The organism is Polaribacter sp. KT25b (assembly GCF_900105145.1).
Taxonomy (GTDB): Bacteria; Bacteroidota; Bacteroidia; order Flavobacteriales; family Flavobacteriaceae; genus Polaribacter.
Genome location: NZ_LT629752.1, coordinates 3,187,305 through 3,206,283, shown reverse-complemented (window position 1 = coordinate 3,206,283; position 18,979 = coordinate 3,187,305). Strand labels below are relative to the sequence as shown.

Genomic DNA, 18,979 nt, shown 5'->3' with positions numbered 1-18,979 from the left:
AAATGACAGCTACAAAATCAGCTTGTGACACTTGTGCACATCATAGTTTAGAAGGAGTTAAGAAATTAGGAGTAGACACTTCAAATGTCGACTTTGTAATTGCGTTGGCAGGAAACCCAAATACAGGAAAAAGTACTGTTTTTAATGCTTTAACGGGTTTAAGACAACATACAGGAAATTGGCCTGGAAAAACAGTTACCAGAGCAGAAGGAGCATTTGAATATCAGCAAAAAAAATATAAATTAATAGATTTACCAGGTACATATTCTTTAATGTCTCGATCAGAAGACGAGGAGGTTGCAAGAAACTTTATTCTTTTTGGCAAACCAACATTAACGGTTATTGTTGTTGATGCAAGTAGGTTAGAGCGTAATTTAAATTTGGTTTTACAGATTTTAGAAATTACTTCAAATGCTATTTTGTGCTTGAATTTAATTGATGAAGCCGAAAAAAATAATATAAGTATTGATTATAGAAGTTTATCAAAAGAATTGGGAATTCCTGTTGTGCCAACAAGTGCAAGATCTAAAGAGGGAATTCCAGAATTAATTGCCACAATTGGTGATTTGGCAAACGGGAAAATCGTTTGCAAGCCACACAAAATAAAAAGTATTCCTAAACATGTAGAAGAGGCAGTAAAAAAAATGAGTGATGCTATTAAAAAAGAATATCCAAATGTTGCAAATAGCAGATGGTTAGCTTTTAGGGTTTTGGAAGGAGATACACATATTTTGGAAGCTTTAAAAACAGGTGCTTTTATTTAATTTTTAAGAAATGGAAACAAATAACATTGATAAAATTATAGAGTTGTCAAACGAATTACGTTGGCAAATTGGCGATGATTTTCATGATGATTTAACAGAAGCAATTTATGCTGATGCTTCAAAAATTGTAGAGAAAACAGTTGTAAAAGACGGTAATAAAGGCGCTTCTTATTTAAATGCAAAAATAGATAAAATAGTAACTAGTAAGATTTGGGGTTTTCCAATTATGCTTTTATTATTAGGTTTGGTGCTTTGGTTAACGATTATTGGTGCAAATTATCCATCATCAATGTTAGCTAGTTTGTTATTAGATACTGTACATCCGCTTTTAAAAGAAGGAGCAGCATTCTTGAATTTTCCTTGGTGGTTGTCTGGTTTTTTAATTGATGGTGTTTATTTGGCAGTTGCTTGGGTAATTGCGGTAATGTTGCCACCAATGGCAATCTTTTTTCCGTTATTTACGTTGTTAGAAGATTTTGGTTATTTGCCTAGAGTTGCTTTTAATATGGATGCACTTTTCAAAAAATCTGGAGCACATGGTAAGCAAGCTTTAACAATGACAATGGGTTTTGGTTGTAATGCTGCAGGTGTTGTTGCTACTAGAATTATTGATAGTAAAAGAGAAAGATTAATAGCAATTATAACTAATAATTTTTCATTATGTAATGGTCGTTGGCCAACACAAATTTTATTAGCTACCATATTTGTTGGAGCTGTTGTGCCATCTGCATATTCAAGTTTAATTTCTTTGGTTGCTGTTGTAGGAATTGCCGTTTTAGGAATCTTTTTTATGTTTTTCTTTTCTTGGGCTTTGTCTAAAACAGTTTTAAAAGGAGAGGTTTCTACCTTTAATTTAGAGCTTCCGCCATATAGAACTCCAATGTTTTGGAAAACCATTTATACTTCTTTAATTGATAGAACATTAATTGTTTTATGGAGAGCAATTGTTTTTGCAGCGCCAGCAGGAGCAGTAATATGGTTGGTTTCTAATATTTTTATTGGGGATGAAAGTATTGCTGTACATTTAATTCATTTTTTTGATGGATTTGGATTTTTAATTGGGTTAAATGGTGTTATTTTATTAGCATATATTGTTGCAATTCCGGCGAATGAAATTGTAATTCCGTCTATATTAATGTTAACGGTAATGGTAACAGGAGCGGTTGGTGGTGCTGGAGCAGGGGTTATGTTTGAGTTGGATTCTGTTACTGCAACTGGCGATATTTTAAGAGCTGGTGGTTGGACACTCTTAACAGCAATAAATGTGATGTTATTTAGTTTGTTACACAATCCTTGTAGTACAACAATTTATACCATTTATAAAGAAACTAAAAGTGTAAAATGGACTGTAGTTGCATCTGTTTTACCATTAATTGCAGGTTTTATCGTTATCTTTTTAGTTACTCAAATTTGGCGAATTATAGCGTAATTGTAAAAATAAAACGAATAATTAAGTCAAATTTAAACGCTTAATTTTTGTATTTTGCAATAAAATAAATTGTGCAAGAATTATCAACTTTTCATGTTTATAACGCTTCTGCTGGAAGCGGAAAAACATTTACACTCGTAAAAGAATACTTAAAAGTTTTACTAGATTCTGAAGATATTTTTAAATTTCAGAAAGTATTAGCAATTACATTTACCAACAAAGCTGCTGGTGAAATGAAAGAGCGAGTGCTGTCTAATTTAGAAGATTTTGCTGATGGAAAAGAGAATGATTTATTCAAGATTATTATCAATGAAATTGCAGTTGATAAACCTACAATTCAAATCCGAAGTAAAAAGATTTTAGAAGTAATTTTACAAAATTATTCAGCTTTTTCTATTACTACTATTGATAGTTTTACACATAAAATTATTAAAAGTTTTGCATATGATTTAGGTTTACCACTTAATTTTGAAGTAGAAATGGATGCAGTTTCTTTGTTAAATGAAGCTGTAGATATATTGATTTCAAAAATTGGAACTGATAGAAAACTTACCAAACTTTTAATAGATTATTCTTTGGATAAAACAGATGATGATAAATCTTGGGATATCTCAAGAGACTTAAATGAGTTTGCAAAAGTACTTTTGAATGAAGATGATATCAAGCATTTTAGAGCGCTTTCTGTTAAGAATTTAGAAGATTTTACTAGTTTGAAATCGAAACTATTTACACATCAAAAAGAATTAAAAGAAGCGATAAAAAAAGTTGGTGAAGATTGTTTAGAGTTGATAGAAAATAATGATTTAGTGCATAAGGATTTTATGCGAGCTACAATTCCTAAATTCTTTACTGATTTAAGTGTAAAATCTGTAAATATTGATTTTTTAAAACGAAGTGAAACAATAGAAAGAGCAATTGATAATCATCAATATTATGCAAAATCAACAAAGGATGACATTGCAGCGATTATAGAAAATATAGTTCCAGAAATTGTTAGTTTTTATCAAAAATCAAAAGAAATTTATAGTCAGTTTTTGATGAATAAATTAGCGCTAAAAAACATCATTCCTTTAGCGGTTTTAAATAACATCAATCAAGAATTAGAACAGATTAAAGAAGATAATAATATTCGATTAAATTCAGAATTTAATCAGCTAATTTCTGATAATATTAAAGAGCAACCTGCGCCTTTTATTTATGAAAAAATTGGGCAACGTTTTCAGCATTATTTTATTGATGAAATGCAGGATACTTCTGTGTTGCAATGGCAAAATTTAATTCCTTTAATTGATAATGCTTTGGCGCAAGAAAGTAGTAATTTATTGTTGGTTGGCGATGGAAAACAAGCAATTTACAGATGGAGAGGAGGAAAAGCAGAGCAGTTTATTGAGCTAGGTTCTGATGTTGAAAATCCTTTTCATATTGGTAAGGAAATCAGAAGTTTAGAAACTAATTTTAGAAGTTATTCAGAGGTCATTAATTTTAATAATTCCTTTTTTCAACACACGGCAAATTTTCTTCAAAATGAATCGTATAAAAACTTATTTATTGAAGGAAATAAGCAAATTGAAAATGCTAAAAAAGGCGGATTTGTTTCACTTACTTTTTTAGAGGATGAAAAAGATAAAGAAGAGAAAAAACTAAGATATCCGAAGAAAGTTTTAGAGAAAATTAAGCATTTAAAAAATGATTTTTCTTTGAATGAAATTTGCATTTTAACACGTACAAAAAAAGACGGAGTTGCTGTTGCAAATTACTTATCAGAAAACGGAATTGATATTATTTCATCAGAAACGTTATTGCTGCAAAATAGCGCAAAAGTCAATTTTATTATTGATGTTTTAAAGGTTCTAGAAAATCCTAATGATGAAGAAACCCGATTTGAAATGCTGTATTTTTTGCATCAACATTTACAAATTGGAAGTCCAAAACATATCTTTTTAAAAGAGTTTGCAAAAGCGGATAATCAAACCATTTTTGAGTCTATAAAAAGTTACGGAATTTCATTTGAAATTGCTACTTTTCATCAGTTACCATTTTACGAGAAAATTGAAGATATTATTAGAGGTTTCAATCTCGTAAATTCTTCTGATGCGTATGTGCAGTTTTTCTTAGATGTTGTGTTAGAGCAACAGCGAAAATCTACGGATGTTGCTGAGTTTTTAGAGTTTTGGGAAATCAAAAAAGACAAGTTAAGTATTGTTGCTCCAGAAAGTAAAAATGCGGTTCAGATTATGACAATTCATAAATCTAAAGGATTAGAATTTCCTGTAGTAATTTTTCCTTGTGATGTTGATATTTATAGACAAATAAATCCGAAAGTTTGGTTAGATGAATTGCCAGAAAATTATGATAATTTCTCAGAGTTGTTAGTGGATTATAATAAAAGTTTGAGTTATGTAAATAATACAGGTTTAGAGATTTATAATCAACAAAGAGAAGAGTTAGAATTAGATAATTTTAACTTGTTATATGTTGTTTTAACGAGAGCTGTAGAGCAATTGTATGTAATTACAGAAAAGAAAATTTCATCCAAAGGAGAAGAAAATACGGATTTTTATTCTGGCGTTTTTATCAATTATTTGATGCAAAATAATCTTTGGAATGATGAACTTTTAGAATATACTTTTGGTGATGAAAATCGAGTTAGTAAAAAAGAAGAAGAAAGTTCTTTGGCAGAAATTCACGAAAAATTTATTTCAACTCCATGGCAAGAACATAATGTAGTTTTGTTGACAAGTGCATCAAAATTATGGAATACAACACAAGGAGAAGCTATTAATTTTGGAAATTTGTTTCATGAAATGCTCTCGAAAATCATCACAAAAAAGGATGTAGATAAGGTTGTTGAACAGTACCAGCAACAAGGTTTTATTGATGAAAATCAATCAAAAGAAATGATCAGTAAAATTAATGCTGTGGTAAATCATCCAGAATTGATAAACTATTTCTCAGAAGCAGTCATTATATATAATGAAAGAGAAATTGTGGATTTTGATAATCAAATTATGATTCCTGATAGATTAATTTTTACAGATAAGAATGAAGTTGTTATTATTGATTATAAAACTGGAAATCAATCAAAAGAGCATCACCAACAAGTTTTAAAGTATGAAAGAGTTTTAAAATCGATGAATTTTAAAGTTGGTAAAAAACTACTTATCTACATAAATGATAAAATTGATATTATTGAAATATAATCAAAGAAAATAAACTTTGTAACTTTGTGTTTTTTAAATCGATAAAAAATGTACGGAAAAATTAAAGATACTTTAAAAAAAGAGATTCAAGAAATTAAAGAAGCAGGTTTGTATAAGTCTGAAAGAATTATTACGTCTTCACAAGATGCAGTTATAAAAATTTCTACAGGCGAAGAAGTAATAAATTTTTGCGCAAATAATTATTTAGGATTATCAAATCATCCAGAGGTAATTCAGGCAGCAAAAGATACTATGGATACGCATGGTTTTGGGATGTCTTCAGTACGTTTTATTTGCGGAACTCAAGATATTCATAAACAATTAGAGGCAAAAATCGCAGAATTTTACACTACAGAAGATACTATTTTATATGCAGCAGCATTTGATGCAAACGGAGGTGTTTTTGAACCACTTTTAACAAAAGAAGATGCAATAATTTCTGATGGTTTAAATCATGCTTCTATTATTGACGGTGTTCGTTTGTGCAAAGCAGCGCGTTATAGATATAATAATAATGACATGGCTTCTTTAGAAGAACAACTAATTGAAGCGAATAAACAAAATCATAGATTCAAAATTATTGTAACAGATGGTGTTTTTTCTATGGATGGAATTGTTGCTAAATTAGATGAAATATGTGATTTGGCAGATAAATATGATGCTTTAGTTATGGTTGATGAATGCCATGCAACAGGTTTTATTGGCAAAACAGGAAGAGGAACTGTTGAGTTAAAAAATGTAATGGATAGAGTAGATATTATTACGGGAACTCTAGGGAAAGCTTTAGGAGGAGCAATGGGAGGTTATACAACTGGTAAAAAAGAAATTATTGAAATTTTACGTCAACGTTCTAGACCTTATTTGTTTTCTAACTCTTTAGCACCAGCAATTGTTGGCGCAATTTTAAAAGTATTCGATTTAATTTTTGATGATACAACATTACGTGATAAATTAGAATGGAATACCAATTACTTTAGAACAGAAATGGAAAAAGCAGGTTTTGATTTAGTAGGTGCAGATGCAGCAATTGTTCCTGTAATGTTATATGATGCAAAACTATCTCAAGAAATGGCAAATTTACTACTAACTGAAGGAATTTATGTTATAGGTTTCTTTTTTCCAGTAGTTCCTAAAGAGAAAGCAAGAATTAGAGTTCAACTTTCTGCAGCGCATGAAAAAGTACATTTGGATAAAGCAATTGATGCTTTTACTAAAGTAGGTAAAGCATTGGAAATTATTTAGAATTTAAAAAAAAATCGTTTATTTAATAATATTTTGTAACTTTATCTTTGTTAATAACTTTTAAGAACTTACTTTTGCTTATTATAATAACGAACTTTTAATTTAAAAAATTTTGATAATGAAACAATTAAAAATGGCTGTGATGGCTTTGTTTACGTTAGTAGCATTTAGCAACGTAAACGCACAAGATGCAAACAACCCTTGGGCTGTTGGTTTTGGTGTAAATGTTGTAGATTTTTACAACGGAAGTGATTTTGGGGATCAAGTAGATGATTTATTAGGTAATAAAGACTGGAATTTTTTACCGTCTATTTCTAGAATTACTGCAGAAAAATACTTAGACAAAGGTTTTTCTTTACAATTAGCAGGGTCTTTAAACAAGATAACTTGGTATGAAGCTGAAGATGATGTAGATGCTCTATATTACTCACTTGGTGCAAACGTGAAATACGATGTAAACAACTTGATAGGTGATACTTCTCAATGGTTTGATCCTTACGTTTATTTAGGAGGATCTTATGTTTCTTATGATTCAAATGGAGAAGGTATGCTTAATGTAGGAGTTGGTTTTAATACTTGGTTTAATGATAACTTAGGTTTGAGTTTTCAACATGGATCGATTGTAGGTTTTGCTGATAATGTAAAAGCTCACTACCAGTCTTCTTTAGGTTTAGTAGTTAAATTTGGAGGTACAGATACTGATGGAGATGGTGTATATGATAAAGAAGATGCTTGTCCAGAAGTAGTAGGATTAAAAGAGTTTAATGGTTGTCCTGATGCTGACGGAGATGGAATAAAAGATTCTGATGACGCTTGTCCTAATGTAGCAGGTTTAGCAGCTATGAATGGTTGTCCAGATTCTGATGGAGATGGTGTTGCAGATAAAGATGATAAGTGTCCTAATGCTAAAGGAACTAAAGCAAATAAAGGTTGTCCTGATTCTGATGGAGATGGAGTTGCTGATAAAGATGATAAATGTGCTAATGTTGCAGGTCCTGCAGCTAATAATGGATGCCCTTGGCCAGATACAGATGGTGATGGTGTTTTAGATAAAGATGATAACTGTAAAGATGAAGCAGGACCAGCGTCTAATAATGGATGCCCTGAAGCAGCTATGACAGAAGCTCAAATTGCAACTTTAGCTGAGTACAGTAAAGGTCTTGAATTTGCTTTTGATAGAGCAGAAGTAAACAAGAAAACAGCTGAGAAATTAGATAAAATATTTGATTTAATTAGCCCTATTAAAGATGTGATTTTTGTTATTGAAGGTTACACTGATAGTATAGGTGATGCAGGTTATAATCAATACTTGTCTGAAAGAAGAGCTGTATCTGCTAAAGCTTATTTAGTTAAAAAAGGTTTTGATGCTAATAGATTAGAAACTTTAGGATTTGGAGAAAAGAATCCTATTGCAAATAATAATACTAGCGCAGGTAGAAAAGATAACAGAAGAGTTGATGTTAAGTTAACTGAGTAGTCTTTCTTATATATTAGAATAAATAAAAACTCTGCTCTTTTTTGAGCAGAGTTTTTTTATTGCTTTTTTTTAATTAAAAATTCTTTTTAATTAAAAAAAAAAGTACCTTTGCACCTTTGAAATTAAAGTGAATATTGCATGAGAAGGTGTATATTTCACATATTATACTAATAATTTAATTAGATACAAAATGTCTACAGCTAAAGGTAAAGTTTCTCAAATAATTGGGCCAGTTATTGATGTTGAATTCAATACAGAAAATGAACTTCCTAGAATTTACGATTCATTAGAAATAAAGAAAGAAGATGGTTCAATTTTAGTATTAGAAGTACAACAACATATTGGTGAAGACACTGTAAGAACCATTTCTATGGATGCTACAGATGGATTAAGTAGAGGAACTGAAGTAACTGCTACAGGAAATCCAATACAAATGCCAATCGGTAATGATATTTACGGACGTTTATTTAACGTTACCGGAGATGCTATTGACGGTTTAGGTAATTTGCCAAAAGAAGGAAATGATGGATTGCCAATTCACAGATCTGCACCTAAATTTGAAGATTTATCCGTATCTACAGAAGTTTTATTTACAGGAATTAAAGTTATTGATTTGATTGAACCTTATGCAAAAGGTGGTAAAATTGGATTATTTGGAGGAGCTGGAGTAGGTAAAACAGTATTAATTCAAGAACTAATTAATAATATCGCTAAAGGACATGGTGGTTTATCTGTATTTGCAGGTGTTGGAGAAAGAACTCGTGAAGGAAATGATTTACTTCGAGAAATGTTAGAGTCTGGTATTATTAAATATGGTGATGACTTTATGCATTCTATGGAAGCAGGTGGTTGGGACTTATCTAAGGTAGATAAACCAGGAATGAAAGATTCTAAAGCTACTTTCGTTTTCGGTCAAATGAATGAGCCACCAGGAGCTCGTGCTAGAGTTGCTTTGTCTGGTTTAACTATAGCAGAATACTTTAGAGATGGAGCAGGAGAAGCTCAAGGAAAAGATGTGCTTTTCTTTGTGGATAATATATTTAGATTTACTCAAGCTGGTTCAGAGGTTTCTGCACTTTTAGGGCGTATGCCTTCTGCGGTAGGTTATCAACCAACTTTAGCTACAGAAATGGGTGCAATGCAAGAACGTATTACATCAACTAAAAAAGGTTCTATTACATCTGTACAAGCGGTTTATGTGCCTGCGGATGATTTAACAGATCCGGCACCAGCAACAACATTTGCGCATTTAGATGCTACAACAGTATTGTCTCGTAAAATTGCTGAGTTAGGTATTTATCCAGCAGTAGATCCATTAGATTCTACTTCAAGAATTTTATCGGCAGAAATTTTAGGCGAAGAGCATTATAATACAGCAACTGCAGTAAAAGAAATTTTACAACGTTATAAAGAATTACAAGATATTATTGCCATTTTAGGAATGGAAGAATTGTCTGAAGAAGATAAATTAGTAGTTCATAGAGCTAGACGTGTACAACGTTTCTTATCTCAACCTTTCCATGTTGCTGAACAATTTACAGGTATACCAGGAGTTTTAGTAGATATTAAAGATACTATTAAAGGTTTTAATATGATAATGGATGGTGAGTTAGATAAATATCCAGAAGCTGCATTTAACCTTAGAGGTTCTATTCAAGATGCAATTGATGCTGGAGAAAAAATGTTAGCAGAAGCTTAAAATAGTTGATAGTTGCTGGTTTAGACTAACAACTATCAACTAAAAACTATATAAATATGTTTTTAGAAATTGTAACACCAGAAGCTATTTTATTTTCTTCAAAAATTGATTCTTTTTCTGTACCTGGTATTGATGGTGAGTTTCAAATGTTGAATAATCACGCACCAGTAGTTTCAGTTTTAAAAGAAGGTAGAGTTAAGATTCACATGCATACACAACAGCATTTAGAAATTGATATTATTAGTGGTTTAATTGAGCCTCATATAGATGATGATAAGATTTTAACACTTGCTATTAAATCAGGAACTTTAGAGTTAAAGGATAATAAAGCCATTATTTTAGCTGATTAATAAAGAGTAGCATTTCTTAATAATTAAAATCTCAAAATAGTTTTCTGTTTTGAGATTTTTTTTGTCTAAAACTTTAATTTAAGACATAAAAAAAACACCTTTAAAAAGGTGTTTTTTTTAGCAATTTCCCCTAACGAATTAAATAATTATATTCTTATTAAAGAACACTTCAAAAATCGGAAAAATAAATGAGTATTTCACTTAGGAAAAACCCCTTAATTTATAGGGGAAAAACCCCTTTTTTTTAGTTTTATTAATTTTGTATAATTATTTATGTTGTATTTTGTGAATTATTAATAAAAAACTACTAATATCATGAAAACTAAATTAATAAGGCTTTTAACTTTTTTTGTATTATCAATTTTATTTTTTTCTTGTAAAAGTGAACTTAAACACGAAGAACATATTCAAAATAGTGAAAGACCAGTACAAGCAATTTCTTACACAGAAATGGCAAGTATGTTTAAAGAATATGACAACGGTCAAAGAATTGTTTTAAATGAATATATTACTAAAAAATCCAAAGGGAAAGATAGTGTAGCTACAATTTCTCAATTTTTTAGTTTATCAGAAATTAAACAATATATAGCTTATATAGAAAGATTGTCTAAAGAAAAAGATATTGATCTAACCGGAATTAGAATATTTACTTCTGCTTATCCATCAGATTATAAAATTAAAGAATATCAAAATAGAATGTGTTTTATTTTAGCGCCAACAACAAATATTGGTGATCAAAAAAATATAGCTTATGAGCCTTTAAAATCTGGTAAATCTAAACCAGTAGCTATGAAGAGTATTTTAGATAAATATGCAGATGAAACTACCAGAAATGTTAATAGAGCTTCTTTGTTTTCTTTAAAACTAGCTCTTCGTGATAGTAGCTCTGCTTTAAATAGGGGAGAAGTTAATCCCCCAAATTAGAAACTATGTTGGGAGATTTTTATAGTTATTTTGAATATGCTTCTTTAATTTTTGCCTTAATTTATTATACAAAATATAAAGAATATAGTTTTTATAAATATTTTATCCTTTATTTATTGTTTATTGTAATTTTTGAAAAATTATCTTCCTTAGATACACCTAAAGATAATTGGTATGAATGTTTTAACAATGGGGTTAAAATTCTGAATATATTTACTTTTTTTGAATTTAATTTAGTCGCCTTAATTTATCATAGTTTGTTAAAAGAGAAAATTTCAAAAAATATTCTACTTTATTTAGTGTTATTTTTTAATATCATTTATCTTTTTAGTTTTTATTTTATTAAATTACAAAATTATACTGTGGTATTAGAAGGTATTGTAAATACTGTACTTGTAATTCTTTATTTTAGAGAACTGTTAAATTCTGATAGAATATTAAATTACAAGAAATTGTTGCCTTTTTGGGTGTCTGTTGGGTTTTTATTATTTTATTTAACATCAATACCTTTTTTTACTTTGGTATATTCTAGTTATTTTAATTCTAGAATAATGTTTCCTATACTTTATTCTATTATTATTGTATTTCATTTGTGTTTTATATATGGTTTAATTTCATGCAAGAAAGTGAAGGGATAGTTTTAATAGTTTCAACTTTATTAGTGCTTTTTATTGTTATAGCTCTAATTGTTTTGTTTACTGTTTTTCAAAAAAAGAAAAATTCATTGGTGGAAGAACGTAAGGAAGCGTTAGAAAAGTTTGAAAGAGAAATAACAGAAACTCAAATAGAAATTAGAGAAGAAACACTTAGAAACATTAGTTGGGAGTTGCATGATAATATTGGTCAACTTTTAACCTTAGCTAAAATTCAACTGCAAAACGCTACAGAAGAAAATATTAAAGATGTTTCAGAAACTATTACAAAAGGATTAACAGAAGTACGTGCTTTATCAAAATTAATTAATCCTGAAGCTATTAATAATATCGAATTAAAAGACGCAATTCAATTAGAAATAGACCGTTTTAATCGTTTAAATTTTATAGATTCGAGCATTATTGTTTTAGGTGATAAAAAGAATATTGATAAAAAACACAGCATTATTATTTTTAGAATTTTACAAGAATTTTTTTCAAATACTATTAAGCATTCAAGAGCATCAAACTTAAAAGTAGTCTTAGATTATAAAGAAGATTTTCTTAATATTATAGCTCAAGATAATGGAGTTGGTTTTTCTTCGGATGTTAAAAAGGATGGAATTGGTTTGATAAATATTAAAAAAAGAGCTCAGCTAATTGGTGCAGAGATTGATTTTGAATCAGAAAAGAATATAGGAACATCATTAGAAATACATTATAAATTATGAAACAATTTACAGTTGTTATTGTAGATGATCATACATTATTATCACAAGCAATTCAAACAATGGTTAATACTTTCCAAAAGTTTAAGGTGTTGTATACGTGTAAAAATGGAAAAGAATTATTAGAAAAATTTTCTGATCAAAAAAATATACCAAATATTGTTTTAATGGATATTAATATGCCAATTATGAATGGTGTAGAAACTACAGAATGGATTACTAAACACCATCCAAAAGTGAATGTTATGGCACTTTCTGTAGAAGATGAAGAGTTTACAATTTTAAAAATGTTAAAAGCAGGTGCTGCTGGATATTTATTAAAAGATACAGAAAAGTCTGTTTTAGAAAAAGCTTTAATTGAAATTGCAGAAAACGGGTTTTATCATACAAAAAGTGTAACCACTATACTTATGAATTCTCTTTCTGGTAATGAAGTTAAAGAAATTGATATAAATGATAAGGAACGTCAGTTTTTAAAACTTTCTTGTACAGAATTAACGTATAAAGAAATTGCAGATCAAATGAATTTAAGTCCGAAAACTATTGACAATTATAGAAATAGTTTGTTTTCTAAATTAAATGTAAAAAATAGAGTTGGTATGGTAACATATGCAATAAAAAATAAAATTTACACTCTCTAAAAATGTCGTAAATTTGCAGCATGGAAGAAACTAACAGACAAAGAAAAATTGCAGGAGTTCTGCAAAAAGATTTGGTAGATGTGTTGCAAAAAGCAGCGCAAGATGGTATGAAGGGCGTTATTATTTCTGTTTCTAAAGTACATGTTACTTCAGATTTAGGAGTAGCAAAAGTGTATTTAAGTATTTTTCCATCAGTAAAAAGAGATGAAATTATAAAAGGTGTGGTTTCTAACACGGTTTTAATTCGTCATGAAATGGCAAAAAGAACTAAAAATCAATTACGTAGAATGCCAGAGTTATTGTTTTTTGGCGATGACACACTAGATTATATAGAAGAAATTGACAAGTCTTTGAGTGGTAAAGATGAAGATCCTATTAAAAATCCAGAAGTTTTACCAAAACGTAAAAAAATATAATCCCATTCAACTCATTTGAGTTTTCCTTTATACATAGCTAAAAGATATCTATTTACAAAGACTAGTAGTAATGCCATAAACATTGTTACTATAATTGCTTCATTTGGAGTAATTGTGGGGTCTTTGGCGCTTTTTATTATCCTTTCTGGATTTTCTGGTTTACGTACTTTTAGTTATAGCATGTTAAATGCTTCAGATCCAGATATTAAAATTACATCTGTAAAAGGTAAATCTTTTTTTATTACGGATGAAGTTAAGCAAGTTCTAAAAAATAATCAATTGATAGCAGCGACTTCTAAAGTTATAGAAGAACGAGTTTTTTTAGAGTATAAAGATAAAAGTGAAATTGCTTACATAAAAGGTGTTGAAGATAATTATTCGCAAATTACACAGATAGATTCTGTTTTAAGTCAAGGCGTTTGGTTAGATACAACTTATGTAAACACAGCAGTTATTGGTAGAACTATTGCAATAAAATTATCTTTAGGTGTTAGAAGTTATGGCGAACAATTACAAATTATGGTTCCTAAACCAGGAACAGGATTTATAAACCCTACCAACGCATTTTATAAAACGGAAGTTCAAATTGTAGGTTTGTATACAGGTACAGAAGAGTTTGAAAGTAAATATGTTTTTGTAGCATTACCGCAAGCTAAAAGATTATTAAATTTTAAAGAAAATCAAATTACAGCATTAGAATTAAAATTGATTGATGATAATTTTGCTGATGCTGTTGCAAATGAACTTCAAGAAAAATTAGGAAACAGTTATAAAGTACAAACCAAAGAGCAATTGAATGAAGTTTTTTATAAGGTTATAAATACCGAAAACTTTGTTTCTTATCTTATCTTTACATTAATTGTAATTATTGCCTTATTTAATGTTATTGGTACAATAATAATGATGATTATTGATAAAAAAGACAATTTAAAAACCTTATTTAGTTTAGGAGCAAATGTAAAAGAAATTAAAAAAATATTTGTTCTTCAGGGATTTTTACTCACCTTTTTTGGAATGATAATAGGTTTGACTTTAGGAATTATATTAGTCTTTATTCAACAGCGTTTTGAGTTATTTATGATTACAGACAACTTGGCGTATCCAGTAGAATTTAGAATCTCGAACTTATTAATTGTTATTTTAACAATCACTATTTTAGGTTTTATTGCGGCTAAAATTGCTAGTAGTAGAATCTCTAAAGAGTTTATTGAAAATTAAATTTTATGAAAAGGCTATCACTTTTTTTTTCTTTTTTTATTTTTATTTCTGTAGGTTGTAGCTCAACAAAGAATACACCAAAAATTGAAAAATTTACAGAATTGGATGCTACAACTGTTAAAACCTTGATGAAAGAGTATTCTATCGATGTTCCAAATAATTGGTATTCTTATTTGGAAGGTCATAATCATTTAAGTCATTCTCCTAAAGAACTTCTTTTAAATAAATACGTACCACAAACAAACTTATATATTTTTAAGAAAAAGGCTAAGAAATACACTAATATCAATGATTTAACAATATACTTTGTTAAAAAGCTGGAAAAAAAATATCAGAATTTTAATTATGATTTAGTAAAAGGAAGTCTTCCATTATATGGTAGATATAACTTCATTATTTACAAAACGAACTATTTTAATAAAGATTATACTACTTTAAATGCTATAATTTTAAAAGACAATTATTATTATACAATTACCTATCGTGCTTTAAGTAATGACTATCAAAAATACGCAGATGATGTTGTTAAAATGATTCATTCTTTTAGAATAAAAGAATAACTATTTATATTCAGGAATAATCATATTCCCAAAAGTTTCTTCCACTTCATCAAAAGCAGCAAATACATCTTTTGCATCATCAGAAGTAACCATTTTCATTCTATATTCTTTAAAATGCGGAATTCCTTTAAAATAATTTGTATAATGTCTTCTAGTTTCTACAACACCTAAATGTTCACCTTTCCAATCAATTGCCATTTGCAAATGTCTTCTAGCCATTTCTGTTCTTTGAGCAATTGTAGGTTTTGCTAAATATTCACCAGTTTTAAAATAGTGTTTTACTTCATTAAAAAACCAAGGATAACCAATAGCAGCTCTACCAATCATAGCGCCATCTAAACCAAATTTATCACGCATTTCCATCGCTTTTTCTGGAGTTGTAATATCTCCATTTCCAAAAACAGGAATGTGCATTCTTTGGTTATTTTTAACATCAGCAATAGGTTTCCAATCGGCATTACCTTTATACATTTGTGCACGCGTTCTACCATGAATAGAAATTGCTGCACAACCAACATCTTGTAAACGTTCGGCAACTTCAACAATTCTTATAGAATCATGATCCCAACCTAAACGTGTTTTAACTGTTACAGGTAAATTGGTGTGTTTTACCATTGCTTCAGTTAATGAAACCATTAAATCGATGTCTTTTAAAATTCCTGCGCCAGCACCTTTAGAAACTACTTTTTTAACAGGGCAACCAAAATTAATATCAATAATATCTGGATTCGATTTTTCTACAATTTCGATAGTTTGTAGCATCGATTCTAAATTTGCACCAAAAATCTGAATTCCTACAGGGCGTTCTTTTTCATAAATATCTAATTTCATAATGCTTTTTGCAGCATCTCTAATTAAACCTTCGGATGAAATAAATTCTGTATATACAACATCCGCGCCATTTTCTTTGCACAAAGCTCTAAAAGGTGGATCAGAAACGTCTTCCATTGGTGCTAATAACAATGGAAAGTCTGGTAATTCTATGTTGCCTATTTTTACCAAATTAAAAATTTATTTCAGATTCAACTTCTTTTTCTCCTCTTTTTACAAGAACTTTACTTTTGTCGCCCGCTTTAAAAACCGATAAAGCACGCATATAACTCATCATATCAACAACAGTGCTGTCGCCTAATTGAATAACAATATCGCCTTTCTGTAAACCTGCTTTTTGTGCTGGTTTATCTTCGGATATTCCATCAATACGCATTCCTTTGCCATCAAACATATAATCAGGAATTACGCCTAAACCAACTTTAAATCTTGGTGTTTCTTCGCTTTCATTTTTTGTTTTTCTAAAAGCTAATTTTCCATTATTATCTAAATCAGTTATAATATTAAAAATATAATCAGAAATTAAATACATTCCTTCATAATTCAGTTTTTCAGAATCATCACCAGGTTTATGATAATCTTCATGTTGACCAGTAAAAAAATGTAAAACAGGCATGTTGTTTAAATAAAAACTTGTGTGATCGCTTGGTCCAACACCAGATTCTTTCTGAATTAATTTAAAATTATCGTTATGAGATTTTAAAGTTTGCTTAAATATTGGAGATGTTCCTGTGCCATAAACTGCCAAAGCAGAATCTTTTTTTAAACGACCAACCATATCCATATTAATCATATATGAAACTTTTTTTGTGTCAATTGTTGGGTTTTTTACAAAATAATTAGAACCCAATAAACCCATTTCTTCACCAGAAAAAGCCATAAAAAGATAATTATTACTTGTGTTTTTTCCTTTTAGTTTTGAAGCTAAATTTAATAAAATTGCAACTCCAGAAGCATTATCATCTGCACCATTATGAATGGCTTTTATAGAATCTCTGTATAAAGAACCTTCGCCACCAAAACCTAAATGGTCAAAATGAGCGCCAATAATTACCGTATTTTCTGCTTTATTGTCTATAAAACCAATCACATTATTCCCTGTAATTGTGCCATCACCATTTACATCAAATTTTACTTGTTCATGAGGATTTGTTTTTGGTCTAAAAGTAAAAGGTTGCAGGTAACCTTCTGTACCTTTTTTAGTTAACCCTAATTCTTTAAATCTTTTTACAATATAATTTGCAGCTTCTTTTTCTCCTTTTGTGCCTGTTTGTCTTCCTTCTAACTTGTCTGAAGCTAAAAAGGTAACATCTTCTTTTATTCTAGTTTCCTGATTAATTGAAGGTTTGCAAGAAATTAAAAAACATAAAAAGATTAGAAATAGGATGTTTCTCATGATGATAAATATTATTTTTGCAAAACTAGAGAAATATTATCACTTATTGAAATCTACAAAAAATGAAATTTAAATTACATTATTTACTTCTTATAGCTGCTGTATTAACTACTGCTTGTAAAAAAAGCAAAAAAGAAGATGTTGATGCAAAATCTGGCGAAACTAAAAAATGGGAAGGTGGTTTAATTTATCCAGAAGAAGTTCACTTTAAGTCGATGAAACAAATCACTTTTGGAGGCGATAATGCAGAAGCTTATTGGAGTTTTGATGACAAACAATTAATTTTTCAATCAAATAATAAAGATTGGGGCGTAGATTGTGATCAAATGTTTTTAATGAATGCAGATGAAACTTTTAAAGACTCGAAACCACCAATGATTTCTACAGGTTTTGGGCGTACAACTTGTGCTTACTTTTTACCAGGAAATAAAGAATATGTATATGGTTCAACTCATTTATCTGGTAAAGAATGCCCAGAAGCACCTTTAAGAAGAGAAGGTAAATATGTGTGGCCAATTTATGAAAGTTACGATATTTTTGTGTCAGATTTAAAAGGGAATATTACCAAACAATTAACGACAGAACCAGGTTATGATGCAGAAGCAACAGTTTCTCCAAAAGGAGATAAAATTGTTTTTACATCGATGAGAACAGGAGATTTAGAATTGTTTACCATGAATATTGATGGTTCTGATGTAAAACAAATTACAGATCAATTAGGGTATGATGGTGGTGCTTTTTTCTCTCCTGATGGAACAAAATTAATCTTTCGTTCTTCTAGACCAAAAACTCCAGAAGCAATTAAAGAATATCAAGATTTATTAAAAGAAGGATTAGTTCAGCCAACAGAAATGGAATTATACATCTGTAATGCTGATGGATCTGAATTACGTCAATTAACAGATTTAGGAAACGCAAATTGGAGTCCGTTTTTTCATCCTTCAGGAAATAAAATTTTATTTTCATCAAACTTTGAAGCAGAAAGAGGTTTTCCTTTTAATTTATATCTGATAGATTTAGATGGTAAAAACTTAGAAAGAGTTACTCATGGAGAAACTTTTGATGCTTTCCCAGTGTTTTCTAATGATGGTAAAAAGTTAATTTTTTCATCAAACAGAAATAACGGAGGAGGTCATGATACAAACTTATTTATTGCGGAATGGCAAGATTAATTCAAAATTAAAAATATGGGAGCAAAAGAAAATATTTTAAAGAAAATTCATTCTTTAATTAGTACGAAGTATAAAAGCCCAACAGAAGCATTTCATTTTTATGATGAAGATAAAGACGGGAAATTAAATAAGGATGAAGTAAAAAAATTATTAAAAAGTGCAGATATTAGTGGATTATTAAGAGGAGTTGTAGCCGGTGAGTTAATTAAAGGTTATGATAAATCTGGTGATGAATGTATCAATTTAGACGAATTTAAGATTGCAATTGCAGAATTAGAAAGAGATATATAATTTTACCAA

The 18,979-nt window shown here is 29.4% G+C and carries 15 protein-coding genes and 1 pseudogene; 14 read left to right on the top strand and 2 right to left on the bottom strand.

What is annotated here, in order from left to right; translation table 11 throughout:
• Window positions 1-2 precede the first annotated feature (2 nt).
• From feoB to BLT70_RS13795, 12 genes and pseudogenes are all read left to right on the top strand, one after another.
• Window positions 3-2,193 (top strand): annotated as a pseudogene (gene feoB / locus BLT70_RS17350) (ferrous iron transport protein B).
• A gap of 71 nt (window positions 2,194-2,264) precedes the next feature.
• Entirely contained in the window at window positions 2,265-5,393 is a 3,129-nt protein-coding gene (locus BLT70_RS13850; RefSeq protein ID WP_091895543.1) for an exodeoxyribonuclease V subunit beta, read from the top strand.
• Between the two features lie 48 nt (window positions 5,394-5,441).
• A complete protein-coding gene (gene kbl / locus BLT70_RS13845; RefSeq protein ID WP_091895540.1) occupies window positions 5,442-6,635 on the top strand; it encodes a glycine C-acetyltransferase in 1,194 nt (397 codons plus the stop codon).
• 118 nt (window positions 6,636-6,753) lie between these two features.
• Window positions 6,754-8,112, top strand: a complete 1,359-nt coding sequence (locus tag BLT70_RS13840) for an OmpA family protein (RefSeq protein WP_091895536.1) — start codon at window positions 6,754-6,756, stop codon at window positions 8,110-8,112.
• Between the two features lie 190 nt (window positions 8,113-8,302).
• Window positions 8,303-9,811, top strand: coding sequence for a F0F1 ATP synthase subunit beta (gene atpD, locus BLT70_RS13835; protein ID WP_091895533.1), 1,509 nt, complete (start codon window positions 8,303-8,305; stop codon window positions 9,809-9,811).
• Window positions 9,812-9,867: 56 nt separating this feature from the next.
• Entirely contained in the window at window positions 9,868-10,161 is a 294-nt protein-coding gene (locus BLT70_RS13830) for a F0F1 ATP synthase subunit epsilon (protein WP_091895530.1), read from the top strand.
• A gap of 315 nt (window positions 10,162-10,476) precedes the next feature.
• The gene (locus BLT70_RS13825) at window positions 10,477-11,085 is read left to right on the top strand and encodes a hypothetical protein (protein ID WP_091895527.1); all 609 of its coding nucleotides are present in this window, start codon (window positions 10,477-10,479) and stop codon (window positions 11,083-11,085) included.
• Between the two features lie 616 nt (window positions 11,086-11,701).
• Window positions 11,702-12,448 carry a sensor histidine kinase gene (locus tag BLT70_RS13815; protein ID WP_091895521.1) on the top strand — a complete coding sequence of 249 codons (747 nt, stop codon included), beginning with the start codon at window positions 11,702-11,704 and terminating at the stop codon, window positions 12,446-12,448.
• A complete protein-coding gene (locus BLT70_RS13810) occupies window positions 12,445-13,086 on the top strand; it encodes a response regulator transcription factor (protein WP_091895518.1) in 642 nt (213 codons plus the stop codon). Before BLT70_RS13815 ends, BLT70_RS13810 begins: the two co-directional genes overlap by 4 nt.
• Window positions 13,087-13,106: 20 nt before the next feature.
• Window positions 13,107-13,502 (top strand): 30S ribosome-binding factor RbfA, encoded by a 396-nt coding sequence (gene rbfA / locus BLT70_RS13805; RefSeq protein ID WP_091895516.1) that lies wholly within the window; start codon window positions 13,107-13,109, stop codon window positions 13,500-13,502.
• A gap of 15 nt (window positions 13,503-13,517) precedes the next feature.
• On the top strand, window positions 13,518-14,720 hold the full coding sequence (locus BLT70_RS13800; protein WP_091895513.1) for an FtsX-like permease family protein: 1,203 nt from the start codon (window positions 13,518-13,520) through the stop codon (window positions 14,718-14,720).
• A gap of 5 nt (window positions 14,721-14,725) precedes the next feature.
• The gene (locus BLT70_RS13795; RefSeq protein ID WP_091895510.1) at window positions 14,726-15,280 is read left to right on the top strand and encodes a hypothetical protein; all 555 of its coding nucleotides are present in this window, start codon (window positions 14,726-14,728) and stop codon (window positions 15,278-15,280) included.
• Here BLT70_RS13795 and dusB read toward each other — a convergent pair whose 3' ends face one another.
• Window positions 15,281-16,282: a tRNA dihydrouridine synthase DusB gene (gene dusB / locus BLT70_RS13790; protein WP_091895507.1), complete on the bottom strand. Its 1,002-nt coding sequence runs from the start codon at window positions 16,280-16,282 to the stop codon at window positions 15,281-15,283.
• A 1-nt stretch (window position 16,283) separates the two neighbouring features.
• The gene (locus BLT70_RS13785) at window positions 16,284-17,507 is read right to left on the bottom strand and encodes a M28 family peptidase (RefSeq protein ID WP_091895504.1); all 1,224 of its coding nucleotides are present in this window, start codon (window positions 17,505-17,507) and stop codon (window positions 16,284-16,286) included.
• Between the two features lie 62 nt (window positions 17,508-17,569).
• On the opposite strand from BLT70_RS13785, the gene BLT70_RS13780 reads away from it, so the two are divergent.
• Both BLT70_RS13780 and BLT70_RS13775 read left to right on the top strand, forming a co-directional pair.
• Entirely contained in the window at window positions 17,570-18,679 is a 1,110-nt protein-coding gene (locus tag BLT70_RS13780) for a TolB family protein (RefSeq protein ID WP_091895501.1), read from the top strand.
• A gap of 15 nt (window positions 18,680-18,694) precedes the next feature.
• Window positions 18,695-18,970, top strand: coding sequence for an EF-hand domain-containing protein (locus BLT70_RS13775; RefSeq protein ID WP_091895498.1), 276 nt, complete (start codon window positions 18,695-18,697; stop codon window positions 18,968-18,970).
• Window positions 18,971-18,979 lie beyond the last annotated feature (9 nt).